Raw genomic sequence first — 26113 nt, 5'->3', positions numbered from 1 at the left:
CCTACGAGAGGGCACCGACATTTTCGCCGACCGGCGCGGCTGGTCAGGCGACTGCCGGGGCAGCTCGGACACCGGCCGGGAGCACCACGACGAACATCGCGATCAGCGAGGCGACCATGCCGCCGGCCACGACGATCGCCATGCCGACGCTGTCGGTGCCGAGGAGGCCGACGAGGGGTGCCGAGGCCGCGCCGATGCCGAACTGGACGGCGCCGAGCAGCGCGGCCGCCGTACCCGCCGCCTCTCCGTGCCGGGACATCGCGAGCGCCGGTGCGTTCGGCAGCGCGAGACCCGCGAAGGTCAGCAGGAACCAGAGCGAGGTGAGGATGGCCGGCAGGCCGCCGACCTCCGTGACGGCGAAGAGCAGCAGCGCGACACCGGCGACGCTGCCCGCGGCGAGCGCGGCGACGAGGATCTGCTGCGGGCTGAAGCGCCGCAGCAGCCGCACGTTGAGCTGGGTGGAGAGGATCAGGCCGAAGGCGTTGGCGCCGAAGGCGAAGCCGAACTGCTGCTCGTTGAGGCCGTACTGCTCCTGCAGGACGAAGGACGACCCGGCGACGTAGGAGAACAGGGACGCCATGGCGAGTCCGGCCACCACGACCAGCCCGACGAAGGTGCGGTCGCGCAGCAGTTCGGCGTAGACGTGCAGGGTGCTTCCGATGCCGCCGGAGCGGCGGCGCTCGGGGGGCAGGGTCTCCTTGAGGCCGATCAGGCCGATCACGATGAGCGCGGCGCCGAGCAGGGCGAGGGCCACGAAGACGCCGCGCCAGTCGGTCCACTGCAGCAGCCAGCTCCCCAGCGTCGGGGCGAGGATCGGCGCGGCGCCCATCACCAGCATCAGCCGGGAGAAGAGACTGGCGAAGGCGGATCCGCTGAACAGGTCGCGGACGATCGCCATCGCGACCACCGAGGAGGCGGCGACGCCGAGACCCTGGAGCACGCGCAGGGCGCCGAGCACGGCGATGTTGGGCGCCACCACGCAGAGCACGGAGGCGACGACGTGCAGCGCGAGCCCGGCGAGCAGCGGCACCCGGCGGCCGACGGCGTCGGAGACGGGCCCGATGAGGAGCTGGCCGATCGCGAGGCCGAGCAGGGTGCCGGTGAGGGTGAGCTGCACCGCGGCCGAGGTGGTGTGCAGGTTGGCGGTGATGTTGGGCAGGGCGGGCAGGTACATGTCGATGGTGAGCGGGCCGATGGCGATCAGCGAGCCGAGCACGACGACGAGGCGCACCCGCTGCGCCCGGGTCATCAGGTCTCCGGGCATCGGTGCCGTGGTGTCGAGCTCGGCGGCGAGCGTAGTCATGAGACCTCTTAGCGGTGGAATCTCGCGCTGGATTGGAGAGCGGCGCTGACTGCGTGCCGCTACCAGCACCAAATCGCCGCGACCTGGCGGCATTCCCGATCCGGGTGTTGGTGGCCCAGGTCACACCCGTCCGGGTGACCCTGCAAGACCTTTCGGTCAGCGGTCATCGACACCGGCCCGGCGGTGCCCACATGGGACTGTGCCAGGCTGATCGACAAGCGTTGACATGCCTGAAACCTGCTCGTAAATTTGCAGCAACGTTTCAGAAGGCCGTCATCCCCCAGGAGCTTCGATGCGTTATCGCCGGTTACTCGCTCTGCCCCTCGTCGCCGTGCTCGCTGCGCTGCTGCCCGTGCCGGCCGCCCCGGCCGCCGCCGCGCCACCCGGGACCAAGGACGTCATCGTCACCCTCTTCGAGTGGAACTGGCCGTCCGTCGCCGCCGAGTGCACCAATTTCCTCGGCCCCAACGGCTACGGCTACGTCCAGGTCTCCCCGCCGCAGGAGCACGCGAGCGGCCAGCAGTGGTGGGTCGCCTACCAGCCGGTCAGCTACCGGATCGAGTCCCGCAAGGGGAGCCGGGCGGAGTTCCAGTCGATGGTCACCACCTGCCACAACGCGGGCGTCAAGGTGCTCGTCGACACGGTGATCAACCACATGACCGGCGTCGGCTCCGGCACCGGCTGGGCGGGCTCGACCTTCACGCCCTACACCTACCCCGGCATCTACCAGACGCAGGACTTCCACCACTGCGGGCGCAACGGCAACGACGACATCGCCAACTACGGCGACCGCTACGAGGTGCAGAACTGCGAGCTGGTCAACCTCGCCGACCTCGCCACTGAGAGCGACTACGTCCGCACGAAGATCGCCTCCTACATGAACGACCTGCTCGCACTCGGGGTGGACGGGTTCCGGCTCGACGCGAGCAAGCACATGCCGGCCGCCGACATCGCCGCGATCAAGGGCAAGCTGTCGCGGTCGGCGTACATCGTGCAGGAGGTCATCTACGGTGCCGGTGAGCCGGTCCAGCCGACCGAGTACACCGGCAACGGCGACGTGCACGAGTTCCGGTACGGCAAGGACCTGGGGCGGGTCTTCCGCAACGAGAAGCTCGCCTACCTGGTCAACTTCGGCGAGCCGTGGGGGCACATCAGCAGCGCCAAGGCCGTGGTCTTCGTCGACAACCACGACACCCAGCGCGAGGGCGGCTACGTGCTGACCTACAAGGACAACGGGATCTACGCGCTGGCCAACGCGTTCATGCTGGCCTGGCCCTACGGTTCGCCGTCGGTGATGAGCGGCTACAGCTTCACCAACAACGACACCGGTCCGCCCTCCAACGGCGCGGGCAAGACCAACAACGCGACCTGCTTCTCCGGCGGCTGGGTCTGCGAGCACCGGTGGCTGGTCGTCGCCAACATGGTCGGCTTCCACAACGCGGTCAAGGGCACGTCGGTGATCAACTGGTACGACAACGGCAACAACCACATCGCCTTCGGCCGCGGCGACAAGGGCTACCTCACGATCAACGACGAGGACGGTGCGGTCAACGGCCGCAGCTACCGCACCGGGATGGCCGCGGGCCGCTACTGCGACGTGATCCACGGCAGCAAGTCCAGCGCCACCACCTGCACCGGCCCGGTGATCACCGTCGACGCGAACGGCTGGTTCACGGCCAACATCGTCGCCCACGACGCGGTGGCGATCCACAGCGGCGCGAAGATCGCCTGATCTCGTCCCGGGGCAAGATCCCCGCAACTCTTGAAGAGTCGGTGCTATTCACGAGGCCGAACAGCACCGACTCTTCAAGAGTCGGTGCTCAGAGGTCCCAGCGGTGGCCGGTCTTCTCGTCGACGTCGGGGTCGGGCACGACGCAGAAGACCAGCCCGGCCGGGTCGCGCATCACGGTCCAGTGCGGGCCGTCGTCCACGACCGCCGCACCCAGCGCCACCAGGCGCGCGACCTCCGCCGCCCGGTCCGTGGTGTGAATATCGACGTGTACGCGAGGCTCCCCCTCCTTGATCTCCTGCGTCAGGAGCCCGAACCCGTCCGCCGTCAACTCCGCCCCGTGGAAGTCCGGAAAGCGCTCGAACCTGGTCAGCGGCACGCCGAGCGCGCCCCGCCAGAAGGCCACCTCGGTGTCGTGCACCGCCGCCGGAACGTCAACAACGATCTTCGAAAGCCTGCTGTAGTGCGTCACGCCGCCATCATCCGTCCCGACCCCGTCCAGCGGGCCCTACCCGGCCACGTTTTGCAGCAAAGCGTGGCCATTTCGCGAAGCGATGCCACGCTTTGCTGCAAAACGTGACGGAAAACCGCGCGCACCCGGCGGGCGGCGGCGTTTACGGTGCTGAGGTGAGTGCTGATGAGGAACGGGTCCTGAACACCTTTCTCAAGGACGGCCGGATCGTCACGATGCCGGCCAAGGCGGGCAAGCGGCGGGTCCTGCTCGAACACGTCGCCGCCGCCTTCGAGCCCGGCGTACGGATCCCGGAGCGGGAGGTCGACGCGGTGCTGCGGGCCTTCTACGAGACCGACTGGGTGGCGCTGCGGCGCTACCTCATCGATGCCGGGCTGATGGCGCGGGAGAACGGGCTCTACTGGCGCACCGGAGGACCGGTCGACGTCGGCTAGTGCTGGTCGCGACGGTGTCGGACCCGTGGTGGATGATGTCGGGGTGACAGCTCCGGTGCACGCCCCGCCCATCGCCACCCCGGAGTCGATCAAGAGGACCTACTTCACGCTCGCGCTCGGCAACACCCTGGCGATGTCGCTGATCTGGGGCATCAACACGATCTTCCTGCTCGACGCGGGGCTGTCGAACCTCGAGGCGTTCACCGCCAACGCGTTCTTCACCGCCGGGATGGTGCTCTTCGAGGTGCCGACCGGGATCGTCGCCGACATGTGGGGCCGGCGGGTGTCGTTCCTGCTCGGCACGGTCACCCTGGCCGCGTCGACGGGGCTCTACGTGCTGCTGTGGCGGGTCGAGGCGTCGTTCCTGGCGTGGGCGGCGGTGTCCGTGCTCCTCGGGTTGGGGTTCACGTTCTTCTCCGGCGCGACCGAGGCCTGGCTGGTCGACGCGCTGACCGCGACCGGCTACACCGGCTCGCTGGAGGCGGTCTTCGGCCGTGCCCAGGTCATCGGGGGAGTCGGCATGCTCACCGGCTCGATCGCGGGCGGCTACCTCGCCCAGGTCACCAACCTGGGCGTGCCGTTCGTGCTGCGTGCCGTGGTGCTGCTGGTCATGTTCATCGTGGCGTTCGTGACGATGCGCGACGTCGGCTTCACCCCGCAGCGGGGCGGGCGGCCGCTCGCCGAGATGCGGCGCATCGTCGTCGACTCGGTGCACTACGGCTGGCGGGTCCCGGCGGTGAAGTCGATGATGCTCGCCGCGGTCTTCACCGGCGGCGTCGGGATCTACGTCTTCTACGCCCTGCAGCCCTACCTGCTGGAGCTCTACGGTGACGAGCAGGCTTACGGCGTGGCCGGTCTGGTCGCTGCGATCGTGGCCGGCTCGCAGATCGTCGGCGGGCTGCTCGCGTCCCGGATCCGGCGGGTCTTCCACCGGCGCACCACCGCGCTGCTCGCCGCGGGCGGGCTCGCCGGGCTCCTCGTCATCGGGATGGGGCTCGTCGGCGACTTCTGGGTCGTCCTGGCGCTGATCGTGGCCTGGGGGCTGCTCTCGGCCGCGACGACGCCGATCCGGCAGGCATTCATCAACGGGCTGATCCCGTCGCAGCAGCGGGCGACGATCCTGTCCTTCGACTCCCTGATGAGCTCCAGCGGCGGCATCGTCGCCCAGCCCGCGCTCGGCCGGGCCGCCGACGTCTGGGGCTACCCGGTGTCATATGTGCTGTCGGGTGCGTTGTCGCTGCTCTCGCTGCCCTTCATCGCCCGCGCCCGGGCGGCGGACACCGCCGCCGACGTGGCGACCGAGCCGCAGGCCGCACCGGTCTGACCGTGCCGAGCCGTCAGGCCGGGCTGGAGTGCGCCGCGATGATCCGCCAGCCGAGGTCGTCGTCGAGCAGCCACGTCCGGGTGTAGCGCAGCCGCACCGCGAACGCCTCGCCCGCGTAGGTGCCTTCGAGCGTGCCGAGGAACCAGGTCACGCCGGTGCGCCCCTCGGTGAGGACGGTGAGCTCCTCCTCCTGGACCTTCGTCATCACCTGCACACCCGAGCGGTGCCCGTCGAGGTCGTCCTGTTTGGAGTAGACAGCGCCGTCCGGGCCGCCGGTGAAGATCAACCGGTCGTCGAGGAGCCGGTCGAGGGCCTCGACATCGCTCGCCAGCTGCGCCGCTTGCAGCCGCCGCTCGGCCTCGCGCAGGTCGTCGCCCATCGCCATCCCTCATCCCGCCGGTGAAAGGTACAAGGATATGTCGGGCATCGGCTCCGTGGTCCCCGGCCGCCCCATGATCGGCGCAACTCTTCCAGAGTTGCGCCGATCATGGGGCGACCTGTCGACTATTCGCTTGCCCGGAACAGGCAGCTACGGGAGTCTATGGGGCATGGCAGACCAGCGGATTCACCTCCTGGTGGCCGCAGCCGGTTACGGCAAGACCAGCGCGCTGCGCCGTCTGCCCACCTCCGCCCAGGCCCGCTGGACCACCGGCGCGGGCGCGATCGAGCTCATCGGCACCGAGCAGCACCTCGTCATCGACGACCTTCCCGCCCTCGATGTCGGCCAGGCCCGGCGCCTGCTCGCTGCCCTGGAAGCCCTGCCCGACGAGGCGAGCGTCGCCATCGCCTCCCGTCACTCGCTGCCCGTCTCCCCGGCCCGGCTGCTCGGCCGCGGCCGCCTGGTCGAGCTGGGTCCGTCCGAGCTCGCCCTCACCGACGACCAGACCGCCGAGCTGCTCGCCGCCGACTACGGGCTCTCCGATCCCGACCTCGCCGACCAGCTCCACGAGGCGACCGCGGGCTGGCCCGCCCTGGTCCGGCTCGGCGCCGATCTCCTCACGCCCGGTCAGGGCGCCACGCTGGACCTGCTCACCGCACCGGACGGCCCGGTCGCGGGCTACATCGAGCACGAGATCCTCGGCGAGCTGCCACCGCCGACGCTCGCGCTGCTCAACGACGTCGCGGAGCTGGCCCCGGTGACCTCCGCGCTGTGCGAGGTCATCGGCCACCCGGCGGCGGGCGCGGTGCGCGCTCTCGTCAAGACCGGTCTCCTGGTACGCGGACCGCAGGGCGACCGCCTCGCCCCCGCCGTGGCGCGGCTGGCCGGGCACACGGCCACCCCGCCGGAGCTGCTCGCGGCCGCGGCGGCCCACTACGAGCGGCACGGGCCGATGATCGCCGCACTGCGCGCCTACGCGCGGGCGGGGCTGACCGTCGAGTGTGGCCGGATCATCGACGAGCACGGGGACGACCTGCTCGCCGCCGGGCATGCGAACACGCTCATCGAGGTGCTGACGGCTCCGGGTCTGAAGCGGCGTGGCCGCAAGCGGCAGCTCCTGCTCGGTGACGCGCTGCGGACCGGCGGTTCGGCGATGAAGGCCGGGCAGGCCTACGCCGTCGTCGCCGACGCGGAACCGAGCTGGGACGCCGGGATCGCCTGGCGGATGGGGCAGCTCCACTACCACCGGGGCGAGTCCCGGGCGGCGCTGAAGGTTTTCGCCCGGGCCGAGGAGAGCACGGAGCCGTCCCGGGACGCGGCGCTGCTGCTCGCCTGGCGTTCCTCGGCGCACCTGCAGCTCGGCGAGACCGCCGCGGCGCTGGAGATCGCCCTGCAGGCGACCGCCGTCGCCGTCGCCGCCGACGACGACCTCGCGCTCGCCACCGCCTATGTCAGCACGGCGCTGTGCCACAACATGGCCGGCAACACCGCCGACAGCGAGGAGCTCTTCGTCCAGGCGCTCGCGATCGCCGAGCAGACCGGCGACATCGTGGTCCGGTCGCGGGTGCTGACGAGCCAGACCTATCAGCTGCTGCTGGAGGCGCGCTACCCGGAGGCGCTCGTCGCGGCCCGGCAGACCGGGCAGTGCGCGCTCGCCGCCAACCACTCCAACCTGCGGCTGATCGCGCTGATCAACGAGGGTGACGCGCTGCTGATGCTCGGCCGCTACGACGAGGCGATCCGGCAGTACGAGCGGGCCGCGGCCCTGTCCCGCCGGATGGGGTCGCGGCGCACCGCGGCGGCGCAGCTGGGTCTGGGCGAGGTCTACCGGCGCCGGGGCTGGACCGAGCAGGCCCGGGCGGCCTTCGAGTCGGCGATCGCGCTGGCGGAGGAGGGCGGTCTCAACCAGTTCCTCGTCTGTGCGCTGGCGGGGCTGGCCCGCGTACTCATGGCGCAGGACGGACCGGCGGCGGCCGCGGCGGCCGAGAAGGCCGGGCGGCTCGCCTCGGATCGCGTGGTCGTCACCGCGCTGCTCGCGCGGGGCTGGGTGGCGCTGCAGGCGGGGGAGGCCGAGGCTGCGACGGCGTTCGCGCTGGAGGCGGCGGGGGTGGCGCGGGCGGAGCGGGACCGGGCCGGGCTCGCGGAGTCCCTGGAGCTGCGGGCGGCGGCCGAGCCGGACGCGCGGCGGGCTCGCGCGGCGCTGCGGGAGGCGCACGCGATCTGGTCCGCGGCGGGTGCCGTCGTCGCGGCGGCGGCCACCCGGGTCGCGATCGGCGGGCTCCCCGACGCCGACACCGACGACCGCCTCGGCGCGCTGATCGCGGCGGACACGCTGGTCCAGGCAGGCGTGCCGATACGGGAGGCGCGATCGCAGAGCCCGGTGTCGATCAAGGCGTTCGGCCGGTTCGAGGTGTGCCTGCACGACCAGCCGGTGCCGCCGACGGTGTGGCAGTCCCGCAAGGCCCGTGACCTGCTGCGCATCCTCGTGGCCCGGCGCGGTCGCCCGGTGCCCCGCGGTGAGCTCTGCGAGCTGCTCTGGCCCGACGACGACCAGAGCAAGACCGGGCACCGGCTCTCGGTGCTGCTGTCGATCGTGCGCGGTGTGCTGGACCCGGACCGGTCGCTGCCGACGGACCACTTCATCGTCGCCGACCAGGCGAGCATCGGGCTCGACGTGACCCGCCTGCACGTGGATGTGGAGGAGTTCCTCGCCGATGTCGGGCACGGGCGGCGGCTGCGGGAGCGCGGCGCGCTCGCCGAGGCGCACCGGCTGCTCGCGGTGGCGGTCCGCAGCTACCGCGCCGACGTCTTCGAAGACGAGCCCTACTCGGAGTGGTCGGGTGCGCTGCGCGAGGAGGCCCGCGCCGGCTACGTCAGCGCCCTGCGGATGCTGGCGCAGCTCGGCCGCAAGCTCGGTGACACCGGTGCCGCCGTGGCGCACCTGATGCGCCTGCTCACGATCGATCCCTATGACGAGGCCGGCCACCGGGCCCTCATCAAGACCCTGGTGGCCGGTGGCCAGCACGGGGAGGCCCAGCGGGCACAGACCCGTTACCGGGAGGCGATGGCGGCGATCGGCGTTCAGCTCTCGGCGGCGTACCAGGCGCCGATCCAGTCGCCGTAGGTGTCGACTCCCCACTCGCCGCTGTCGAGTCCGACTGATCGCGAACCGACCGTCGCCAGGGAGGACCCGGCGACGCGGCTCGCGTGGGCGAAGGTTCCCTCCAGCGCGGCGTTCGCACCGAAGCCGTCGATCAGCGCGGCGCCCGTGCCGGTGATCACAGCTCCGCCGCCGAAGGTCTCCGCCCAGCCGTACTGCATCGCCGGCGGGTCCGCGAGGCCCGTCTTCGTCGCCGTCGCGGTGACGAGGCCCGCAGACCTGGTCCGCTGCCAGCTCTGCGGCTGCGGCCAGGCGCAGAGGGCGAAGGTGTAGAGCGGAGAGGCCGCGGTGGCGGGGATGTTGGAGGTGACGGCGACGGAGGAGATGTCGGCCGAGGGAAGGATGCCGGTGAGGTATTTGCCGCCGCCGAGGGCGCCGTTGATGCGGAAGCCGGTGCTGACCACGACCTTGTTAGCGGTGCAGGTCGCTGTCGCGGTGTTGCCGTCGACGGCTGCTGCGGCCACCCGCTCGGTGCCGAGGTTGGGCTGGTAGCGGCAGACGGCGAAGACGGTGACAGACCAGGGGGTGGAGTGGTTGGCCTGGGCGTTGGCGTAGGCGGTGACCGAGCCCAGCCCGGCGGCCGGCACGACGCCGGTCAGCGCGACGCCGCCGTTGCCGCCGCTGATGTACGCGCCGACTCCGACGACGATCTTGTTGCCGGCGCAGGCCACCGTGGCCGACTTGTCCTGGACCAGTGACGTCGTGCTGGTCTGCTCGTGCCGCTCGCTGACGGCGTGGGCGGGAATGGCGGGGGCGAAGAGAAGGATCAGGAGAGCGGCCGTCATGCCGCCGAGGATTCGTCGCATGTCCCCATCGTGGCGACGGGTGTCACGGTGGCGTCATGGTGAGCGCGGCGCCCGCCCTGACGCGGCCGTGACGGCACCCTGATCGGTCTGCGGAGACTCCGTGTCACCACCGCCGACCTGGGCGGTGACATCGAAAGGAACACGTTTTCATGCGCAGAAGGTTCATCACCCGTCTCGCGGTGCTCGCCGCTATCGCCGGTTCGCTGGCGGTCTTCGGTCCGGCATCGCCGGCGAGCGCTTCGATCGGCCTCTACCGGGCGAGCGCGGTCGGCGTCTCCAACGCGGTCTCGCCGAAGTCGATCACGGTCGGCTGCAACAACGTCAACGACCGGATCATCAGTGTCGGCGGCCGGATCAACGACGGCTTCGGCGACGTACTGATGACCAGGGCGTTCGTCAATCCGGGCCTGACCGTCGCGACGGTCTGGGGGATCGAGGCGATCCCGACGGGCGTGCCGTGGAGCGTCGAGGCCTTCGTGGTCTGCGCGCCTCCCGGGGCGATCGCGGGCCTGGTGCTCGTCGAGAACACGGCCGGCCCGAACGTGAACGACAAGTTCCCGCAGGCGGCCTGCCCGGCCGGGAAGAAGGTCTTCGGCGGGGGCTACTACCTCGACAACGCCAACGGCCTGGTCGCGATCGACGAGTTCACCTTTGACCCCAACCTGCTCTTCGCGCGGGCCACGGCCTACAACTACGGTGCGCCGGGCAACTACTCGTTTACGGTGCAGGCGATCTGCGGGACACCCGCGCCGTCGATGTCGCGCATCACCTTCCTCTCGGCGAACAACGCGCTCTCGCCGAAGACCGTGACCACCAACAACTGCCCGTTCAACACGCAGGTCTCGGCGGTCGGCACCATCGTCACCGGCGCCCTCGGCCACGCGTCGATCGACATGCTCAACCCCCGGCCGCAGCTCGCGGCCGGAGAGTCGACGGTCCGCGAGATCGGCGCCTACGGCAGCAACTGGACCTCGCAGGTCGAGGCCCTCTGCGTGGGCTGACGGCTGAGCCGGGGATCGGGGGCCTGCCGCACCGGCGGGCCCCCGTCAGGACAGCAGCCGGGCCAGCCCGATCGGCGGGCGGCCGGTGACAGCCTCCACGTCACCGGTGACCCGGGCCATCTCACCGGCGGCGATCGCGGTGTAGGTGCTCACCCACGCGTCGACCTGCCAGTCCGGCGCGCCGTAGGAGGCGCGGGAGGCGTACGCCTCGTCGATCGTCTCGGGGTGGTAGGTGATCAGGCGGCCGGTCGAGTGCGTGAGCACGCCCGCGATCTCGGCCAGCGTCAGCGCCTCGGGCCCGGTGAGGTCGTAGACCCGGCCGGCGTGCGGGGCCGGGTCGAGCAGCACTGCGACCGCCACGTCGGCGATGTCGTCCTGCGCCACGGCGGCGACGCTGCCGTCGCCGGCCGGGCCCCGGATGACCCCGTCGGCTCCGGCGAGCATCGGCAGGAAGTCGAGGTAGAGGTTGTCGCGCAGCACCGTGACGGCGAGCCCTGATGCGCCGAGGTGCTGCTCGGTGGCCCAGTGGTCGCGGGCGAGGGTGAAGGTGGCGTCCGGGGCGGCGCCGAAGAACGAGGTGTAGACGATCCGTGTCACCCCCGCTGTCACCGCCGCGTCGATGAAGGCGAGGTGATGCTCGACCCGGTCGGGTGCCTCGGAGCCGGAGACCATGAAGAGCGTGTCGACCCCGTCGAGGGCCTGGCGGGCCGCGACGGGGTCGCCGTAGGTCATCGTGGCGAGGGTCGCGCGGTCGAGCTGCGGTGCGCGGGCCGGATCGCGGACGAGCAGGCGCTGCTCTATTCCTGCTGCGGCGAGCCGCCGGGCGACCCGGCCGCCGAGCAGACCTGTGGCGCCGGTGACGGCCAGTCGCGGTGTCATGACCGAAGCCTACGGCGTTTCGCCCGACGCGACCGAATTTCGTCACTCACCGTCACGAGTGGGCGACCAGGGCGGATGTATTCGGCTTTGATAACGGTCAGATTTCGGTGGTTGTCACCTTGACGTCCGCACACCCTGGGCAGATAATCCCGCGCTCCGATGCGATGGAGATAGTTTGCAACCGATCGCTGACGTGCGAAGACATATGGCGATCTCCACTACCTAGAGTGGACATTGTGGTGACACGGTGTCCCCAACAGCGGTCCCCAGCCTGTCATCTGTCGGATTCGATGGATAGCGGCGAAGCTACTTCCTGAGAGCGCGATGTGCGCACGTATGCCGGAGGGACCAATGCAGATCGTCACGACCGAACCGCGGCACCGGCGAGGTGCACGCGCATGAGCACGCTCACCGGCCGGCTGCAGACCGGCACCGACGTCGACAGCCTCACCCCCGGGGACAGGGTGACCGTGCTGCTCGACGGCTGGACCGGCGAACGGCTCACGCTCGGCCTCACCGAGGTCCGGCCGCACGTGGCCCGGCACCCCGGCACCGCCTGGCTCTACGGCGTCGACCCCGCCAACCGGCTCCGGCAGGTGCTGGTGCGGGCGGACGCGCAGAACTCCCCGGTACGGCTTCCCGCCAGCCGGCCGGGTTCGAGAGGGGCGACGGTTCGCAGCCCGTCGCCCCACCACCCCTCAGGGCGCTTGCCAGTCGGTCTCTGGCGGCGTTGCTCGTCACCTTGTGTGCAAAGTGCGCACACGGCGGCGCCGTGCGCCTTGCCAGAGACCGACTGGCAGGCGCCCCTACTGTGGAAAGGAGCGCACTATGACAACCGCATTGCTGCCTGACCCGGCGCGACCGACAGGCGTGACCGTGCTGAACAAGCCGCGGCACCCGATCGTGGAGAGAGCGCTCAGGCTCTCCAGGCTCTACTACGAAGGCCACGTGATCAACGAGGCGCCGGCCCTCAACCACGCCATGCGGGTCGCGATCACGCTCGTCGAGCACGAGCCCGACGCGTCGCCGGTGATGATCGCGAGCGCGCTGCTGCAGGACATGCCGATCTACGCGCCGGCCACGGTCGACGTCGACATCGTGCTGCGCGACAGCGTCGCCGAGGGGGTCGGACCGATCGTGCGGGGGCTGGCGATCGAGCAGGACGCGATGATGTCGGGCAAGGCGGCCCGGCTGGCGAGCCGCTCCGTCATGCTGATCATGGCGGCGGACCGGATCGTCGCCCTGCGTACCCTGCTGGAGCGGGCACGCAGTGCCCCCGACCAGCGCGAGTTCTGGATCCAGCGGCAGCGCCTGCGGGGCATGTTCGAGCACTTCCGCGCCTGGTACGCGCTGGCCGAGCCGGTTCTGCCCGTCTCGATGGCGATCGAGCTGAGCGGTGTCCTGCGCGACCTGGAGATGGCGGCGCTCGGCCGTGACGCCGCACCTCGGGAAGCCGCGCCGGTCCGCGAAGCCGTCCTGAGCTCCTGAAATGGTGCGGAGCCGCCGATAGCCGTCGCGACTTCCCGGCCTAGGGCAGCAGGCCGGGCAGTCCGGCGGCCTGGCATTCTGCGGCGGCGGCCTCCCGGATCGCCGTGAGCCGGTCGGCCTCCGCGCCGAGGTGCCGGGCGAGGATGGAGACCTCGCGCAGCGCGCCGGTGTCGGCGTCGGAGGGCGAGGAGAGCCGGGCGACCGCGTAGGCGGCGGAGATGTCCGTCGTCTCCGCCTCGGCGATCGCCGCGACCTGGCGCAGGCGCCAGCCGTGGTGGGTGACGAGGGTCGCCCCGATCACGTCCCGGGTCGCCTCGGTGGTGTCGCGGAAGGTGCGTACCCGCTGCATCTGCTGCTCGGCGTCGAAGAGCCGCTGGACCGGATCGGCGTCCGGTTCCGACTGCTGCGGCGGTTCGGCGAGGCGTTCCTCGACGATGCCCGTGAGGAGGGTGAGCAGCCCGCGCAGCCGCAGGGCGGTCCGCTGCGCGTCGTGGAGCCGACGCTGCGCGCCGGGCAGGCGGTCCGGCGGCTGGGTCCAGGCGAGGATGACCGCGGCCCGCTCGGTGTGGTGGCGGTGCCCGCAGAGCACGTGCGCGATGTCGCCCAGCGACCACGCCTCGTGCGCGACGAGGTGGGCTGCGGCCTCGTCGCGGGCATGCAGCGCCCGCCGGTACGCCGCCCGGATCTCCACCATTGACCGGTATCCCTCGGTGAGGACGTCGGCGGTGGGGCTGGACGCGAGGTGCAGGGTGTCGCGTTGGAGGGTGTCCAGCTCAGCGCGGGGGATCGTTTCGAGCTCAGCCATTAGCTCACCGTAACCACATGAGCACAGAAGGTCGCCAATTCTGGGTGACGAATGTGAAATTCATCCCTTTACGGCGATTTGGTACCTGATCTGTCCCCGGCCGTGATCGTTCGCTACGGTGGCCCGATGGTCGCGTCCTCCGGTGTGGTGTTCCCGCTCAGCTCCGACGATGGCACCTCGCGCAGCACCTCGGCGCTGGGGCGGGCCGTCGTCGCCGACGCCCTGCGGGCCGCCGACCCGATCGGCGCCCGCGCCGCCGAGCAGGAGACCCACTGGCGGGGCGACTACGTGCGCCACTTCCACCGGCTGATCGAGGCCGGGCTCTCCTCCGGAACGGCCGCGCGCCGCAGCGCCGCCGACGGCCTCACGTCCCTGCACGACCGGATGCGGGTGATCACCCCCGACCGGGGCGAGATCGGCCTGCGCTCGCTCTTCGCCGACAAGCCCGACGCCGCCTTCGAAACCGCCACCGTCGTCGGCGGCGGCGCCCCGGAGGCCGAGCTGACCCTGCCCTACCAGGGCAACCGTCTGGGCGGGGACGATCTGCGCCGGCGCCTCGACGCCTGGGTCGCCGCCGGGGTGATCGAGCCGAGCTGCGCCGACGCGGTCCGCCTCGTCATGGCCAACCCCGACTGGCTGCGCCTCGCCGACCGCCGGGTCGTCGTGCTCGGCGCCGGCGCCGAGATGGGCCCGCTGCGCTCGCTGCTGCGCTGGGGTGCCGAGGTCGTCGCCGTCGACCTGCCCCGCCGGGGGATCTGGTCCGGGCTGCTCGACACGGCCCGCTCGTCGGCCGGCACCCTGCACGTGCCGATGCCGCTCGGCGCGGGGGAGATCTCCGCCGAGCTGGCCGGCGCGGACCTGCTGCACCAGCTGCCCGAGCTCGCGGGCTGGCTGGGCGGCCTCGACGGGCCCCTGGTCCTGGGCAACTACGTCTACGCCGACGGCGCCACCAACGTCCGGGTCTCTGTCGCGGTCGACGCCCTCACCGCCCACCTCACCGCCGAGCGGGACGACATCGCGCTCGCCTTCCTCGCCACCCCGACCGACGCCTTCGCCGTCCCCGCCGACGCGGTCGCCCACTCCGAGCGGGCCTACGGGTCGTCGTCGCTGCTGCGGACGCTGCGCCAGCCGATCCGGCTGCTCAGCGCGGGGAAGCTGCTGCGGCGCAACTACGCGCCCGGGGCCGACCCCGGCATCTGCGACAGTCTCGTACCGCAGCAGGGGCCCAACTACGCCCTCGCCAAGCGGCTGCAGCGGTGGCGGGCGGCCGTCGCACGGGAAGCGGGCACGACGGTCAGCTTCAAGGTGGCGCCGCCGACCCGGACCAGGTCGGTCATCAAGAACCGGGCGCTCGCCGCCGCCTACGCCGGTGCGCACGTCTTCGACGTCGAGGTCTTCGAGCCCGCGACGAGCAACACCCTGATGGCGGCGCTGCTCGTGCACGACCTGCACAACCCCCTGCCGCTGCGGGAGCACGTCTGGGAGGAGGAGGCGTTCGGGGCGGCGCACGGCGGGCTGTGGCGGACGGCGTACTCGCCGCGCAGCGCCCTGGGGCTCGCGGCCCTGATCGGCCTCGGCGGAGCGCGCGGCTGATCCTCAGTGTGCTTGTGATCTTAGGCGATATACCTATACTAAAAGGTATGACATCGCCGCGGAAGATCAGCATCTACGTGCCTGACGATGTGCGAGAGGTGCTTGACGGCGTCCCCAACGCCTCGGCCTACATCGCGGACTCCATCAGGCTCCGTCGTCGCCACGAGCGCACGCGGGCGGTGCTGCGCGACGCCGGCTATCTCGTCACCGATGCCGGTGTCGAGCGTCAGCGCCAGCGGCTCCAGGCCCTCGACGCGCTGAACTCGCAGGCTGTGGCAGCGGGCGACGAGTGACCGTGGTCCGGGTGGTCCTGGATACGACCGCTCTGCTCGCCTACGCGCGGCTGCGAGGGATGGCCGTGGCAGAGGCTGTCGCGATGATCGAGGAGGAGGGCGGGGCATCGCTCGTCGGCATCCCCTCGGCCTGCTTCCTCGCGGCATTCGCAGACCTCGCCGAGGACGAGCAGCAACGGCTTGTCGACCTCGCGACGAGAGTCGACGGCGTCACCGTGCTGCTGCCGCTGACCGGCACGGAGACCATCGAGGTCGCCCGGCTCGGCCCGGTGATGGGGCACGCCGTCATCGAGGCTCGCGCCCGTGACGCCTATCTCGCGACCTATGACGGCGCGCAGGCGCGCAAGCACCTGCCCGAGCGCCGGATCTACGACCTCGTCGACGACTGACGTCGACGACGGCAACGTGAATCATATTAGGATCGAGTAATTCTTGTCCCTCGATCCGGTGAAAGACCGTATTCCCATATTGTCATTCATGCGTATTGATAGATCTCCTTGGTACGGTCGCTGCGGTGGTCCTCACCGTGACCTGGTTGGACACTCCTCCGACCTGAACCGACAAAGGAGTTCGTCATCGTGCGATCACCCCGAAAATCGATTGTTCTGGCAGCGGCCGCCAGCCTGTCCGTCGTGCTGGGAATGGTGAATGCGTCGGTGTCGGCGGATGCGCATTCCGCTTATGCCGCAAGCGTTCTGACGAAGAGCGCGCAGAACACCACCCACCCCGGAGCGAGCCCGGCGAGCCACGGCGACGTGATCAACTGGGTGCTCTCCTACGCCGACAGCGGCGCGCGCGGGGTCGCGAGCATCACCGACCAGATCGCCGGTGCCCCCGGATCGCAGAGCTACGTGCCCGGCTCGCTGCGCACCCCGCAGGGCTGGGTGCCGAACTGGTCCACCGACGGCACCACCTTCGGCGCGACCGAGCCCGCCACCGGCACCGTCGCCGTCCGCGCGACGAACCCCGACGCCCACCCCGGCGGCACCAACCTCGCCCGGCTGCTGCTCCCACCGGTGCAGACCCAGCCCACCCCGACCGGCGGCGACGGCTTCACCGCCTATGTCTACCGGGGACCCGACGGCGAGGTGGAGGCGTGGAACACCTATCACCACCTTTACCACGCCGCGCCGAAGGTCGTCTGCACCAACCTGCTCACCAACTCGCCCTGCGCTGGTGGGCCCTGGCCGCGGCCGCTCAACACGGCGGTCGGCCCGCTCGGCGCCGGGTTCACCGGTGACATCCAGTCGACGCTGGCCCCTCAGTACGTCACCGACCCCGCCTACCCCGGCAAGCTCTTCTACGCCGCCGTCACCACCACCTCCGTCGGGGTCGGCTGCCTCGACATGCCTAACCGGGCCAACTGCGGCTACGTCCCGCTCACCGCGTTCGGCGGCTCGCCGTCGGCGGTCAACGGCATGGCCGGCTTCGTCGCCGTCGACGGCAAGATGTACGGCGTCGACACCACCGGCAAGGTGCTCTGCCTGACGATAGCGTCACTCACCCCGTGCGCGGGGCAGCCCTACACCGCGGTCGTCCCGGGCAACAACGACAATCCAGGCGGTGCCAACTACCTGGGATCGCTGACGCTCGCCGGCGGCAAGGTCTTCGCCTCCTCCTCGCCGAGCGGCGGACCGGTCCGGCTGGGCTGCTTCGACCCGGCCACCACCGCCGCCTGCACCGGGTGGGCGACGCCGAAGACGGTCGGACCGGCGGGCTCCTACTCCTACGCCGCGTTCACCTCCTACGGCACCGACGGCAGCGAGCGCGGCGCCTGCGCCCCGGTCGTCACCGGCGGCCCGCCCGTGGTGGGCTGCTTCGCCATCGACGGGACGCCGATCGCCGCCCCCGGCGGGTTCGGCTCGGTCGCCAACGGCGCGCTCACCTTCAACCCGGAGACGGTCACCGCGCCCAACGGCCACCTGCAGAGCTACTTCCCCTTCTGGGGCGGCTCCCTCGCCGGCGGCACCGGCTGCTGGGACTGGACCGCGTCGGCCGTCTGCGCCGGTTTCCCCTTCCCCAAGACCCACCCGAACGTCAACGGCGGCGCCACCCGCGACTACGGCTACGACTACGACGAGACCACGGAGTGCCTCGTCGCGCTCGGCGACGCCGGGGTGCTCTTCTCCGTCGACCCGGCCACCGGCGGCTCCCCGTGTGTCCGCAGTGGAGCGTCGGTCAACCTGACCCCGGGCGCCTTCTACTGCGACGGCGGCACCAGCCACGTCCAGGCATACCGCGACGCGAAGCTGGAGAACATCACCCTCACCAACGTCGACCTCGGCAACTCCACCGCCACCGTCACCGACCCGGGCGGCACCGTGATCGCGACGCCGGCCTTCGCCCCCGACGGCAGCCTGGACCTGTCCGGCATCTCCGTCGCCGCCAACCCGGCGATCGTCGTCAACGCCCGGCTGGTGCTGCTCAGCACCGCCGACTTCACCGGCGGCAACCAGCCCAACATCGTCGTCAGCTATCAGGGCGACGCGCCGCAGTTGTGCTTCAAGACGAAGCTGAGCAGCGCCTGCTCGGTCACGAGCGTCACCAACACGGCGAGCGGCACCGATCCGGCCGGCGCCTTCACCTCCAACACGGTCACCGTGCCGATCGCGCCCGGCACCGAGTGCCAGCCCGTCGTCACGGTCAACAAGGAGATCTGCCAGGACACGCGGGCCTCGCGCTGCGGTCCCGGTGGTCCCGGCCCGTGGGCCAAGACGACCCCCGTCGGGCTGCTCGGCCTGCTGGGTACGGCGTACTGGCGGATCACCGTGACCAACTCGGGCGGCGTGGCCGCGGCCGGGGTGACCATCAACGACCAGGTGGTGCCGGGCTGCGTCTCCGCCGGCGGGACCTTCACCCTGGCGCCGGGGGCGAGCAAGCAGGTGTTCTGCTCGACGTTCCTGGTGCTGCTGCCGCTGACCAACACGGCGAGCGCCACCTTCACCGCTGCCGGTGCACCGCCGAACACACCGCCCACCACGACGGCGCCGTCCTCGGCGACCGCCTGCTCCCTCCTGTGCATTCTCGGTAACCCCAACGACCAGTCGGCGGGGCGTGCCCCCGTGCGTACCGCCCTCTAGGTCGTTGCCGGATGCCGGGTGCTGTCGGCGGACAGCACCCGGCATCTCGGCGTATGCGCGTGCCGAGCGCGACTCGCGGCTCGTGATCGCGTTGTTTCCGTGAAATTGGCCCCTCGCCTTGCTGTTGAGGGGCCAATTTCACGGAAACAACGCGATCAATCCGCTGTCAGCGGTCCCGCCACTTCAGCGGTGACATCGCGAGCGCCGCGTCGGCGACCCTCATCGCGGTCTGCGTGACGAGAGCGCGCCGGGACGAGTCGATCCAGCCCTGCACCGAGGTGTTACCCGCCGCCCGGTATTCGATCGCCTGGATGAGGCATTCGAGCTTGTCGGCGTCGCGGGCACACATCGCTTCGATGGTGGTCCGTGCCTCGAACTCCGAAACCGCTTCGCGGACCACCTTCGCGGCCGGTCCGGGCATTGCGGCCGTCTGATCTGCCGTGATCGACTGAGGATCCGGACCGGTCACATACCGTTTGGCGGTGTGCGGCAGGTCGCCCGTGCGGGTCTCCTGGGAGTCATGCCAGATCGCGAGGAGTGCTGCTCGGGCCGGGTCGCCGCCCTCCTCGGCAGCGAGGAGCGCGGCCAACTGGGCGACGCGAAGGCTGTGCTCGGCCACGGACTCCGGATCACGGATGCCTGCGTGCCACCAACCTGCTCGACGAACTCCTTTGAGGACACCCATCTCGAAGGCGAACTGGGCAATGCCCTGTCCGTCACGTTCGTCACCTGATCGGGTGTCCTCAGGGTTGATCACGTGGTCACTCCAAGCTACGAGAGTCTGAGTGCGTACGTTACGTCAGACAGCTTCTGCCGCGCTCGGCCAGTCAGGTTCGCGCTGTCAAGGTTTCCGATCCCCGCCTGCGCTCGGGACCGCAATTCGGGCAGGTGGTGTGCCATGCCAGGGCGAATCAACAGTAGATGCCACAGCGTGTGAATGTAGAGCTCGATCTGCTCGTGGCCGGTGTCGAGCCGATCAACGAGGTGTTCCAGCAGGCGACTCCCGTTAGCCGTTCGCGGGTCGTTAGACCGCATGAAGCCGTCATCGGTGTACGTGTCGGCGACCTCACCGACCCAGTACGCCCAGTAATTGATGTTCGCGAGGGCTTGGGTATCGCTGTCGAGGCCGCTTCCGACGAAATCGAGCAACGGTTCGTGAAAGCCGTATCGAGCCAGTGCGACGGACGCCGACCGGACTTCGACCCAGGTGGAAACGTCATCGCCAGAGCGTGCGGAGCGTAGTGCGCGTCGATGCTCGTCGACAAGCCAGGCAGCTGTGCTCTGCTCGGAGTCGAACGCCAGAAGGTAGGTAGCCTGGCGTCTGAGCAGGGCATCTGCCGGGTCACGCTTCCTGTCGGCTACGGCGAGGAGGTGTGTGAAGAATCGAGTCCGTTCACTAACGCTCAATGCCGGTCGATGAGAGCTGGGTCCGCGTCGTGAAGAGGCTTCTCGAACCAGCCCGTTGAGCTGCGTGGGTAGCACACCGGTGAAGGGCCAGGTGATCAGGTTCGTCAGGTCGCGCCGATGAACGGTGGCCGCGAGCGGATGCCAGCGTGAGTCGGCCACGGAGCGGCCATGCTCGATGGCGAACTCGATGATCAGGTCGGCCTCTATGGCGTCACAGAGCACCTTGAACAGGTGTGGATGCGCGCCGTGTCGGATGAGTCGTATGCGCAGGTGCGCCAAGTCGGCAATGCGGATCGCCGTCAACGGGCGTCGCCCGGTCTCCCAGCCCTGGATGGTGGCGATGTCTACTTGAAGCGCCTCGGCCAGTTGGGACTGCGTCAGGGACAACGATTCACGAATCAGTTTCCAGAGGAATCCTGAGAGGAGTCCTCGCCGGTACGGCAAACTCTTACTGCCGTGCAGTGTTTCGACTTTAAATCGCATCGCCCTGACCCTATTCCATGCCGGCTTAGCTGCGACTACTCGTACATCGGGTAAGTCTACATCGGGGCGTCGCATCGATACTGTCCCACTTGCAGATCGGACAGTGCAATTCGTGCTAGGTGCAGAGCGGGAGTTGGACGTGGATGCGGATGAGCTAGGTAATGCCGATGGCTACCCGGTCTATCGGCTGTATGTACTCCCACGCTGGATGGTTCAGCCGACGATGATGCTTCCGATTCTTCCGCCTCAGCGCGTCGAACGGCACGAACCGCAGTCCATTCCTCAGGGAGGAGGGGACTGCGCCATACCTCGTCGCCCCGCCTCCCGAAATGATCCATTCGATTGGGAGGGAAGATCATGACTGACGTCACTCGCGGTGTGGGTGCTTCCATACCGCCCTTTGACCTGGCTGATCCGCCGGAGGAGCCGCCTGATGCGTGCGCGGATCTGAGGATGTGGGCGGTGGCCCGTGAGTTGCTCGCTGAGCATGAACCATTCGAGGGCTCATGTGAGTCCTGCGGCACAACGGATGTGCCGTGCGAGGGAAGCACCCTTGCTATTCAAGGGCTCCAGGTGGCCTGCGGTGTGCCGATGGCGACGGGCGCCTTCTGGGTGCATCTGATGCAGGTCAAGGGAGAGCAGGATTCGCGCTAGGTGAACCGTGTAGCGCTCAAGATCGCAACTCATGGCGTTGAGGGCTCGTCATGGCAAGCCCAATTAGCCAAGATCTGCGATCTTGGCTAGATGCAGCGAAGATCTTGGCGTGGAGGTGCCGCTCCAGCGACACCTCCACGCCAAGATCTCGTCATGCGGTGGCCCGGACGCCCTTGATCAGCAGGTAGCCGACCATCCAGAACTCCGCGACCACTGACGGGATCAGCACGAAAGCCGAGATCTCCCCGCCAAGAGCGGGAGCCAGGAACCGCAGCAGCAGATCCACCAGGTAGGCGACGCACCCGAGCATCAACGTCACCCCGAGCGCCTTGGGGAAGAGCCCGGACGTGTACGCCATCCACCCCAGCGGCAGCAGCCACAGTCCGAAGAAGACCTGCGCGATCAGGTACCCGTGGCTGTGCAGGCTGGTGAAGAGCAGCACCAGCGCGTCGGAACCGTCCGCTCCGAGCGCCGCCGCGAACCCGGGATCGGTGGCGATCGTCAGCGCGGCGAAATGATTGAGCAGGTTGGCCCCGGTGATCGCCGTCGCGATGATCACGAAGATCAGCATCGCGCGGGCCCCCTCCCGGCTGACATGCCGGAGCAACCGGTGGAGCAGCATCGCGACGATCGGGAAGCAGGCGACCCCGATCAGGTCGCTGACGAAGCCGATCCGGAAGAGCGTCGCGTGCGCCACGATGTTGTCGGCGGTCGCGGCGGCGTTGCCGGGTTCGACGACGTTGGATCGGGCGAAGAGTTCGGCGAAGCCGCCGAAGACGGCGAGCAGCAGGTAGAAGAAGCCGGCGATCCGGGCGAGGCGCTGCGGTGAGGACATGGGAACTCCTGGCGGAATGGACTGAGGGCACGGCGAATGGCGCCGTGTGTGCGGCGAGAGCGCAGCAGGCGAAAGCGCGGAGAGCGAAGGTGCAGTGAGCGGGAGGGGGCAGGCGACTACATGCCCTGGCGGTACGCGATCAGCTTCACGGGTGTGCTGACCAGCGCGGAGAGCACGAACGCGGCGTAGATGGCGTTCGCCACCCAGAAGTTGTCGGCGTCGGCGAGCGAGAGGCCGAAGGGGACGATCATGGCGGCCGCGAGCACGCCCCCGCCGACCCGCTCACCGAGCCGGTTGATCTCCCTGTCCCGGGCGTCGACCCGGTAGCTGTCGCTGGGCTTGGCGATCTCCACGGCGATCCGGCCGACGATCGACAGCCCGATCGAGATGCCCAGGCTCCACAGCAGCGTGCCGACGAACGGCACCTCGCTGACGGGCGTGCTCCCGAGCCGGTCGATCAGCACCGCGAGGTAGCCGCCGTAGGCGCCGATGACAACGGTGAGGTAGACCCACGCGCCCTTCTCCTCGTACGACATGTCTGCCTCCCATGTAAAACAAAGTTGACATGGTGAAATGTAAGGCGTCGCAGACATCGTGTCAAGTTTTCTTAACTTCGCTCAGCTCATGAGGGGCGGCGGGATCCGGCGAGGACGAAGGCGACCACGAAGACCGACGGTGCGGTCAGTGCGATGGGCAGGAGGTCGACGAGGTCGCCGACGAACCACATCGAGCCGAGCGGCAGATCCAGGCCGAGGGAGCTGGGGTACCAGAGCGGGGCGCCGGCCAGGGAGAGCGGCTCTTCCGGCGTCGGCGTGAAGCGCAGCAGCACCGCGACGATCACGCTCAGCTCCAGTGCGACGAATGCCGCCGCTCCACCGGCCAGACCGGCCCAGCGCGGATGCCCGGCGGCCGACAGCTGTGCCGCACCCGCGAGCCCGGCGACCATCAGCACCAGCCAGACGAGGGCGCCCGCGATGAGCTCCGGCTTCTCGTAGGGGATCAGCGCGATCAGGGCCGTGACGACGAGCGTGCCGAGCAGCGGCAGCACGAGCGATCGCGCCGTGGCGGCGGGCGCCAGTGCCCAACCCGCCGCCCACCGTCCGGCGAACCAGGCGATCACGGCGGTCGTCAGCGCGGCCAGGATGAAGCCGGGGTTGGTGCCGACGACGGCGAGACCGCTCAACGCGTCCAGGGGAAACGCGCGCAAGAGGATGAGCAGCCCCACCTGCCCCCCGAGGATCGGGATCGGAGCGAGCGGCAGGAGGGCGTACCCCCGGGTGGTGTTGATGGCCATCGGCCAGACGATAGAGGCGGCGGGGCGGCGGCGCTGCCCCGCCGATCTCAGGCGACCTGGACCGAGCGCTTGGAGAGGCCGAAGAAGAAGCCGTCGACCGTGGTCACCGCTGGTGCCTCGGGGTCGGTCGCGGCGCCGAGGGTGACGAACAGCGGCGTGTAGTGCTCCACCGTCGGATGGGCGTAAGGCATCCCGGGCGCGAGCCGGGCGTAGTCGGCGAGCGCGTCCACATCGCCCCGGGCCAGCGCCTCGGCGGCCCAGGTGTCGAAGTCGCGGGACCAGCCGGGAGGGCCTTCGGCGCCGGTGAAGTGCCCGCGGCTGAGGAAGGGCAGGCCGTGGGTCATGAAGCCGGACCCGATGATGAGCACGCCCTCGTCGCGCAGCGGCTTGAGGCGTGCGCCGAGTGCGAGCAGCTTCGCCGGGTCGTGCGTGGGCAGGCTGAGCTGCAGCGTCGGCACGTCGGCCGCCGGGTACATCACCTTGAGGGGCACCCAGGCGCCGTGGTCGAGGCCGCGGCTGGGGTGCTGGTGCACGCGCTCGTTGGCGGGCAGCATCGCGGCGACCCGCCGGGCCAGGTCGGCGGCGTCCGGCGTCGGGTAGGTCATCTCGTAGTAGCGCTGCGCGAAACCGCCGAAGTCGTAGACGAGCGGCACGGCGGTGCCGCTGGCGGAGAGGCTGACCGGGGCGGACTCCCAGTGGGCGCTGACGATCAGGATCGCCTTGGGCTTGGGCATCGACTGTGCCCAATCGAAGAGCTCGGTCATCCATGACGACTCCTCGAAGAGCGGGGGAGCGCCGTGGCTGAGGTAAAGCGCGGGGAGGGCACCGTCCTGCGGGGTCCAGACGCGTTGGTCGCGGCTCGCCGGCAGGGCGGCGGCTTCATGCAGATCCAGTGGGTACGCCGTGGTCATGCTCCCCAGCGTAGCCCTCTTTTATTGAACGCTCAACTATTCTGGGCGTGCACCTCGGTGACCTGGCACACCGTGACCGACCGTGATTGCCGCCTGACGCCGGTGCGCGGGATCGGTAGTCTCACTGCCATGACGTCAGCCGAGATCTTCGACGACCGGCCCTGCGTACTCGGCGAGGGACCATCGTTCGACGATCGAACAGGCCGGGTGAGCTGGGTCGATGTCGGAGCCGAGCGGCTGCTGTGGCGCGACCTCGCCACCGGGGAGGCGGGCGAGACCCCCTTCGACGAATTGGTCAGCGCCGCCGTACCGAGAGCGGGCGGCGGCGTCGTGCTCTGCATGTCGGCCGGGGTCGTCCTCGCCGACGCCGACGGCACCCTGCACCCGCTGATCCCCTTTCACGACACCGTCCAGATCGACCTGCGGGCCAACGACGCCAAGGCCGACCCGGCCGGGCGCCTGTGGGTCGGCACCATGAACAAGAAGGAGCGCTCCGCGACCGGCGCCCTCTACCGCCTGGACCCGGCCGACGGCAGGCTGGTCCGGATCCTCGACGGCGTCACCGTCTCCAACGGCCTCGGCTGGTCCGTCGACGCCGCCACCATGTACTACATCGACACGCCCACCCGGCGCATCGACGCCTTCGACTACGACCTCGCCACCGGCGAGATCAGCGGTCGGCGGCCGTTCGCCGAGTTCCCCGAGGACGCCGGGATGCCCGACGGGATGTGCATCGACGGCGGGGGCTTCGTCTGGGTCGCCGCCTGGGGCGGCGGGATGGTGCGCCGCTACGCGCCCGACGGCACGCTGGAGCGCACCGTCACCCTGCCCACCTCCCGGGTCACCTCGTGCACCTTCGCCGGTCCCGACCTGGACCTGCTCGTCATCACCACCGCCTCGGTCGGCGACAGCGCGGGTCAGCCCGGCGCGGGGCTGACCTACTCCTACCGCCCGGGCGACGCCGTGGGCCGGGCCGTCGACCGCTTCGCGGGCTGAAAGGGTTACCTCATGATCTTCCAACCGGGACAGCGGGTCGTCTTCATCGGCGACAGCATCACCGACTGCGGCCGCCGCGACGAGTACGCGCCCTACGGCGACGGCTACATGAACCTGGTCCGCTCCTTCACCACCGCGCGCCATCCGTCCGTGGGACTGACCTGGGTCAACCGGGGCATCAGCGGCGACACCGTGCGCGACCTGGTGCGGCGATGGGAGACCGACGCGATCGCCGAGCAGCCCGACTGGCTGTCGGTGATGATCGGCATCAACGACATCTGGCGCGCGCACCAGCCGGGATACGAGGCCGACGCCGTCCCGATCGACGAGTTCACCGTGACGCTGCGCGGGCTGCTCAAGACCGTCGTGGAGCGCACCGGCTGCCGGCTGATCCTCGCCGACCCGTACTTCATCGAGCCCGACCCCGCGCAACCCCAGCGAGCCGACACCGACCGCTACTGCGCCGTCGTGGCGACGCTCGCCGAGGAGTTCAACGCGCTGCACGTGCGCACCCAGGCCGCCTTCAACACGGTGCTGGCGTCGACGAGCCCCGCCGACTGGGCCGACGACCAGGTCCACCCCGGACTGCCCGGCCATGCCGTGATCGCCCAGGCCTACCTGGACCTGATCAACTAGTACCTGTCGCCCAGCCCCGCTCGCTGCTTCCGGGCTCGTGCGCCAAGATCGTCGCAACTCTTCAAGAGTTGCGGCGATCTTGATCGTGACGTGCATGGGTGCGCGTGGCGCACCCATGCGGTCCAATGGGACCAACTCTTGAAGAGTTGCG

At 70.0% G+C, this 26113-nt stretch carries 26 protein-coding genes; 14 read left to right on the top strand and 12 right to left on the bottom strand.

All coding sequences use genetic code 11. The features are described 5' to 3' along the window. Nucleotides 1-43: 43 nt before the first annotated feature. Nucleotides 44-1303 carry a multidrug effflux MFS transporter gene (locus F4553_RS10115; protein ID WP_376776202.1) on the bottom strand — a complete coding sequence of 420 codons (1260 nt, stop codon included), beginning with the start codon at nucleotides 1301-1303 and terminating at the stop codon, nucleotides 44-46. Between the two features lie 292 nt (nucleotides 1304-1595). Here F4553_RS10115 and F4553_RS10110 point away from each other — a divergent pair, with 292 nt between their 5' ends. Then, nucleotides 1596-3035, top strand: a complete 1440-nt coding sequence (locus tag F4553_RS10110) for an alpha-amylase (protein ID WP_184834791.1) — start codon at nucleotides 1596-1598, stop codon at nucleotides 3033-3035. A gap of 88 nt (nucleotides 3036-3123) precedes the next feature. Here the strand turns inward: F4553_RS10110 and F4553_RS10105 are convergent, their stop codons facing one another. Further along, nucleotides 3124-3504, bottom strand: a complete 381-nt coding sequence (locus F4553_RS10105; RefSeq protein ID WP_184834789.1) for a VOC family protein — start codon at nucleotides 3502-3504, stop codon at nucleotides 3124-3126. Nucleotides 3505-3659: 155 nt separating this feature from the next. On the opposite strand from F4553_RS10105, the gene F4553_RS10100 reads away from it, so the two are divergent. Both F4553_RS10100 and F4553_RS10095 read left to right on the top strand, forming a co-directional pair. Further along, entirely contained in the window at nucleotides 3660-3938 is a 279-nt protein-coding gene (locus F4553_RS10100) for a DUF2087 domain-containing protein (RefSeq protein ID WP_312875150.1), read from the top strand. A 43-nt stretch (nucleotides 3939-3981) separates the two neighbouring features. Continuing rightward, entirely contained in the window at nucleotides 3982-5262 is a 1281-nt protein-coding gene (locus tag F4553_RS10095; RefSeq protein WP_312875149.1) for an MFS transporter, read from the top strand. 13 nt (nucleotides 5263-5275) lie between these two features. On the opposite strand, the gene F4553_RS10090 is transcribed toward F4553_RS10095, so the two are convergent. After that, nucleotides 5276-5647: a nuclear transport factor 2 family protein gene (locus F4553_RS10090; RefSeq protein WP_246466271.1), complete on the bottom strand. Its 372-nt coding sequence runs from the start codon at nucleotides 5645-5647 to the stop codon at nucleotides 5276-5278. A gap of 163 nt (nucleotides 5648-5810) precedes the next feature. Here F4553_RS10090 and F4553_RS41790 point away from each other — a divergent pair, with 163 nt between their 5' ends. Next, a complete protein-coding gene (locus F4553_RS41790; protein ID WP_184834787.1) occupies nucleotides 5811-8765 on the top strand; it encodes an AfsR/SARP family transcriptional regulator in 2955 nt (984 codons plus the stop codon). Here F4553_RS41790 and F4553_RS10080 read toward each other — a convergent pair. Then, entirely contained in the window at nucleotides 8723-9607 is an 885-nt protein-coding gene (locus F4553_RS10080; protein ID WP_184834785.1) for a hypothetical protein, read from the bottom strand. The genes F4553_RS41790 and F4553_RS10080 overlap by 43 nt on opposite strands. Nucleotides 9608-9756: 149 nt before the next feature. On the opposite strand from F4553_RS10080, the gene F4553_RS10075 reads away from it, so the two are divergent. Further along, nucleotides 9757-10608: a hypothetical protein gene (locus F4553_RS10075; RefSeq protein WP_184834783.1), complete on the top strand. Its 852-nt coding sequence runs from the start codon at nucleotides 9757-9759 to the stop codon at nucleotides 10606-10608. A gap of 45 nt (nucleotides 10609-10653) precedes the next feature. On the opposite strand, the gene F4553_RS10070 is transcribed toward F4553_RS10075, so the two are convergent. Then, the gene (locus tag F4553_RS10070; RefSeq protein WP_184834781.1) at nucleotides 10654-11487 is read right to left on the bottom strand and encodes an SDR family oxidoreductase; all 834 of its coding nucleotides are present in this window, start codon (nucleotides 11485-11487) and stop codon (nucleotides 10654-10656) included. A 398-nt stretch (nucleotides 11488-11885) separates the two neighbouring features. Between F4553_RS10070 and F4553_RS10065 the strand changes: the two genes are divergently transcribed. Continuing rightward, nucleotides 11886-12338: a hypothetical protein gene (locus tag F4553_RS10065; RefSeq protein ID WP_184834779.1), complete on the top strand. Its 453-nt coding sequence runs from the start codon at nucleotides 11886-11888 to the stop codon at nucleotides 12336-12338. Further along, nucleotides 12316-12975 (top strand): metal-dependent phosphohydrolase, encoded by a 660-nt coding sequence (locus tag F4553_RS10060; protein ID WP_184834777.1) that lies wholly within the window; start codon nucleotides 12316-12318, stop codon nucleotides 12973-12975. Before F4553_RS10065 ends, F4553_RS10060 begins: the two co-directional genes overlap by 23 nt. A 40-nt stretch (nucleotides 12976-13015) precedes the next feature. On the opposite strand, the gene F4553_RS10055 is transcribed toward F4553_RS10060, so the two are convergent. Next, a complete protein-coding gene (locus F4553_RS10055) occupies nucleotides 13016-13780 on the bottom strand; it encodes a hypothetical protein (RefSeq protein ID WP_184834775.1) in 765 nt (254 codons plus the stop codon). Nucleotides 13781-13906: 126 nt separating this feature from the next. Here F4553_RS10055 and F4553_RS10050 point away from each other — a divergent pair, with 126 nt between their 5' ends. The 4 genes from F4553_RS10050 (at nucleotide 13907) to F4553_RS10035 (ending at nucleotide 18746) form a co-directional block, all read left to right on the top strand. Further along, entirely contained in the window at nucleotides 13907-15373 is a 1467-nt protein-coding gene (locus F4553_RS10050) for a hypothetical protein (RefSeq protein WP_184834773.1), read from the top strand. 47 nt (nucleotides 15374-15420) lie between these two features. Next, entirely contained in the window at nucleotides 15421-15666 is a 246-nt protein-coding gene (locus tag F4553_RS10045; RefSeq protein ID WP_184834771.1) for a hypothetical protein, read from the top strand. An 11-nt stretch (nucleotides 15667-15677) separates the two neighbouring features. Next, entirely contained in the window at nucleotides 15678-16055 is a 378-nt protein-coding gene (locus F4553_RS10040; protein ID WP_184834769.1) for a hypothetical protein, read from the top strand. Between the two features lie 252 nt (nucleotides 16056-16307). Then, on the top strand, nucleotides 16308-18746 hold the full coding sequence (locus F4553_RS10035) for a DUF7617 domain-containing protein (protein ID WP_184840566.1): 2439 nt from the start codon (nucleotides 16308-16310) through the stop codon (nucleotides 18744-18746). Nucleotides 18747-18912: 166 nt separating this feature from the next. Here the strand turns inward: F4553_RS10035 and F4553_RS10030 are convergent, their stop codons facing one another. Continuing rightward, nucleotides 18913-19431, bottom strand: coding sequence for an HD domain-containing protein (locus tag F4553_RS10030; protein WP_184840564.1), 519 nt, complete (start codon nucleotides 19429-19431; stop codon nucleotides 18913-18915). Nucleotides 19432-19517: 86 nt separating this feature from the next. Beyond that, nucleotides 19518-20636 (bottom strand): helix-turn-helix domain-containing protein, encoded by a 1119-nt coding sequence (locus F4553_RS10025; protein ID WP_184834767.1) that lies wholly within the window; start codon nucleotides 20634-20636, stop codon nucleotides 19518-19520. Between the two features lie 357 nt (nucleotides 20637-20993). Between F4553_RS10025 and F4553_RS10020 the strand changes: the two genes are divergently transcribed. Further along, nucleotides 20994-21290 carry a hypothetical protein gene (locus F4553_RS10020; protein WP_184834765.1) on the top strand — a complete coding sequence of 99 codons (297 nt, stop codon included), beginning with the start codon at nucleotides 20994-20996 and terminating at the stop codon, nucleotides 21288-21290. A gap of 151 nt (nucleotides 21291-21441) precedes the next feature. Here F4553_RS10020 and F4553_RS10015 read toward each other — a convergent pair whose 3' ends face one another. The 4 genes from F4553_RS10015 to F4553_RS10000 all read right to left on the bottom strand — a co-directional run bounded on the left by F4553_RS10015 (nucleotide 21442) and on the right by F4553_RS10000 (nucleotide 24330). Further along, complete coding sequence (locus F4553_RS10015) at nucleotides 21442-22125, bottom strand: DUF4386 domain-containing protein (RefSeq protein ID WP_184834763.1); 684 nt, start codon at nucleotides 22123-22125, stop codon at nucleotides 21442-21444. Nucleotides 22126-22241: 116 nt separating this feature from the next. Continuing rightward, entirely contained in the window at nucleotides 22242-22661 is a 420-nt protein-coding gene (locus F4553_RS10010) for a hypothetical protein (RefSeq protein ID WP_184834760.1), read from the bottom strand. 86 nt (nucleotides 22662-22747) lie between these two features. Further along, nucleotides 22748-23419: a hypothetical protein gene (locus F4553_RS10005; RefSeq protein WP_184834758.1), complete on the bottom strand. Its 672-nt coding sequence runs from the start codon at nucleotides 23417-23419 to the stop codon at nucleotides 22748-22750. 47 nt (nucleotides 23420-23466) lie between these two features. Continuing rightward, nucleotides 23467-24330, bottom strand: coding sequence for a dioxygenase family protein (locus F4553_RS10000; RefSeq protein WP_184834756.1), 864 nt, complete (start codon nucleotides 24328-24330; stop codon nucleotides 23467-23469). Nucleotides 24331-24459: 129 nt separating this feature from the next. Here F4553_RS10000 and F4553_RS09995 point away from each other — a divergent pair, with 129 nt between their 5' ends. Both F4553_RS09995 and F4553_RS09990 read left to right on the top strand, forming a co-directional pair. Further along, nucleotides 24460-25326, top strand: coding sequence for an SMP-30/gluconolactonase/LRE family protein (locus tag F4553_RS09995; RefSeq protein ID WP_184834754.1), 867 nt, complete (start codon nucleotides 24460-24462; stop codon nucleotides 25324-25326). 12 nt (nucleotides 25327-25338) lie between these two features. After that, on the top strand, nucleotides 25339-25962 hold the full coding sequence (locus tag F4553_RS09990; protein WP_184834752.1) for an SGNH/GDSL hydrolase family protein: 624 nt from the start codon (nucleotides 25339-25341) through the stop codon (nucleotides 25960-25962). The last annotated feature ends 151 nt before the right edge of the window (nucleotides 25963-26113 follow it).

Origin of the sequence: Allocatelliglobosispora scoriae, from assembly GCF_014204945.1 — a bacterium.
Taxonomy (GTDB): Bacteria; Actinomycetota; Actinomycetes; order Mycobacteriales; family Micromonosporaceae; genus Allocatelliglobosispora; species Allocatelliglobosispora scoriae.
The sequence above is the reverse complement of the archived record's forward strand: the minus strand, read 5'-3'. Positions and strand labels throughout refer to the sequence as shown.

Coding starts and splice junctions, on each gene's coding strand:
- F4553_RS10055 (WP_184834775.1), bottom strand. CDS start 13,780: ATGGCTGAGCTCGAAACGATCCCCCGCGCTGAGCTGGACACCCTCCAA.
- F4553_RS10020 (WP_184834765.1), top strand. CDS start 20,994: ATGACTGACGTCACTCGCGGTGTGGGTGCTTCCATACCGCCCTTTGAC.
- F4553_RS41790 (WP_184834787.1), top strand. CDS start 5,811: ATGGCAGACCAGCGGATTCACCTCCTGGTGGCCGCAGCCGGTTACGGC.
- F4553_RS10030 (WP_184840564.1), bottom strand. CDS start 19,431: ATGGGTGTCCTCAAAGGAGTTCGTCGAGCAGGTTGGTGGCACGCAGGC.
- F4553_RS10035 (WP_184840566.1), top strand. CDS start 16,308: ATGGTGAATGCGTCGGTGTCGGCGGATGCGCATTCCGCTTATGCCGCA.
- F4553_RS10010 (WP_184834760.1), bottom strand. CDS start 22,661: ATGTCGTACGAGGAGAAGGGCGCGTGGGTCTACCTCACCGTTGTCATC.
- F4553_RS10005 (WP_184834758.1), bottom strand. CDS start 23,419: ATGGCCATCAACACCACCCGGGGGTACGCCCTCCTGCCGCTCGCTCCG.
- F4553_RS10015 (WP_184834763.1), bottom strand. CDS start 22,125: ATGTCCTCACCGCAGCGCCTCGCCCGGATCGCCGGCTTCTTCTACCTG.
- F4553_RS10065 (WP_184834779.1), top strand. CDS start 11,886: ATGAGCACGCTCACCGGCCGGCTGCAGACCGGCACCGACGTCGACAGC.
- F4553_RS10070 (WP_184834781.1), bottom strand. CDS start 11,487: ATGACACCGCGACTGGCCGTCACCGGCGCCACAGGTCTGCTCGGCGGC.
- F4553_RS10000 (WP_184834756.1), bottom strand. CDS start 24,330: ATGACCACGGCGTACCCACTGGATCTGCATGAAGCCGCCGCCCTGCCG.
- F4553_RS09995 (WP_184834754.1), top strand. CDS start 24,460: ATGACGTCAGCCGAGATCTTCGACGACCGGCCCTGCGTACTCGGCGAG.
- F4553_RS09990 (WP_184834752.1), top strand. CDS start 25,339: ATGATCTTCCAACCGGGACAGCGGGTCGTCTTCATCGGCGACAGCATC.
- F4553_RS10090 (WP_246466271.1), bottom strand. CDS start 5,647: ATGGCGATGGGCGACGACCTGCGCGAGGCCGAGCGGCGGCTGCAAGCG.
- F4553_RS10025 (WP_184834767.1), bottom strand. CDS start 20,636: ATGCGATTTAAAGTCGAAACACTGCACGGCAGTAAGAGTTTGCCGTAC.
- F4553_RS10110 (WP_184834791.1), top strand. CDS start 1,596: ATGCGTTATCGCCGGTTACTCGCTCTGCCCCTCGTCGCCGTGCTCGCT.
- F4553_RS10060 (WP_184834777.1), top strand. CDS start 12,316: ATGACAACCGCATTGCTGCCTGACCCGGCGCGACCGACAGGCGTGACC.
- F4553_RS10050 (WP_184834773.1), top strand. CDS start 13,907: ATGGTCGCGTCCTCCGGTGTGGTGTTCCCGCTCAGCTCCGACGATGGC.
- F4553_RS10075 (WP_184834783.1), top strand. CDS start 9,757: ATGCGCAGAAGGTTCATCACCCGTCTCGCGGTGCTCGCCGCTATCGCC.
- F4553_RS10045 (WP_184834771.1), top strand. CDS start 15,421: ATGACATCGCCGCGGAAGATCAGCATCTACGTGCCTGACGATGTGCGA.
- F4553_RS10080 (WP_184834785.1), bottom strand. CDS start 9,607: ATGCGACGAATCCTCGGCGGCATGACGGCCGCTCTCCTGATCCTTCTC.
- F4553_RS10115 (WP_376776202.1), bottom strand. CDS start 1,303: ATGACTACGCTCGCCGCCGAGCTCGACACCACGGCACCGATGCCCGGA.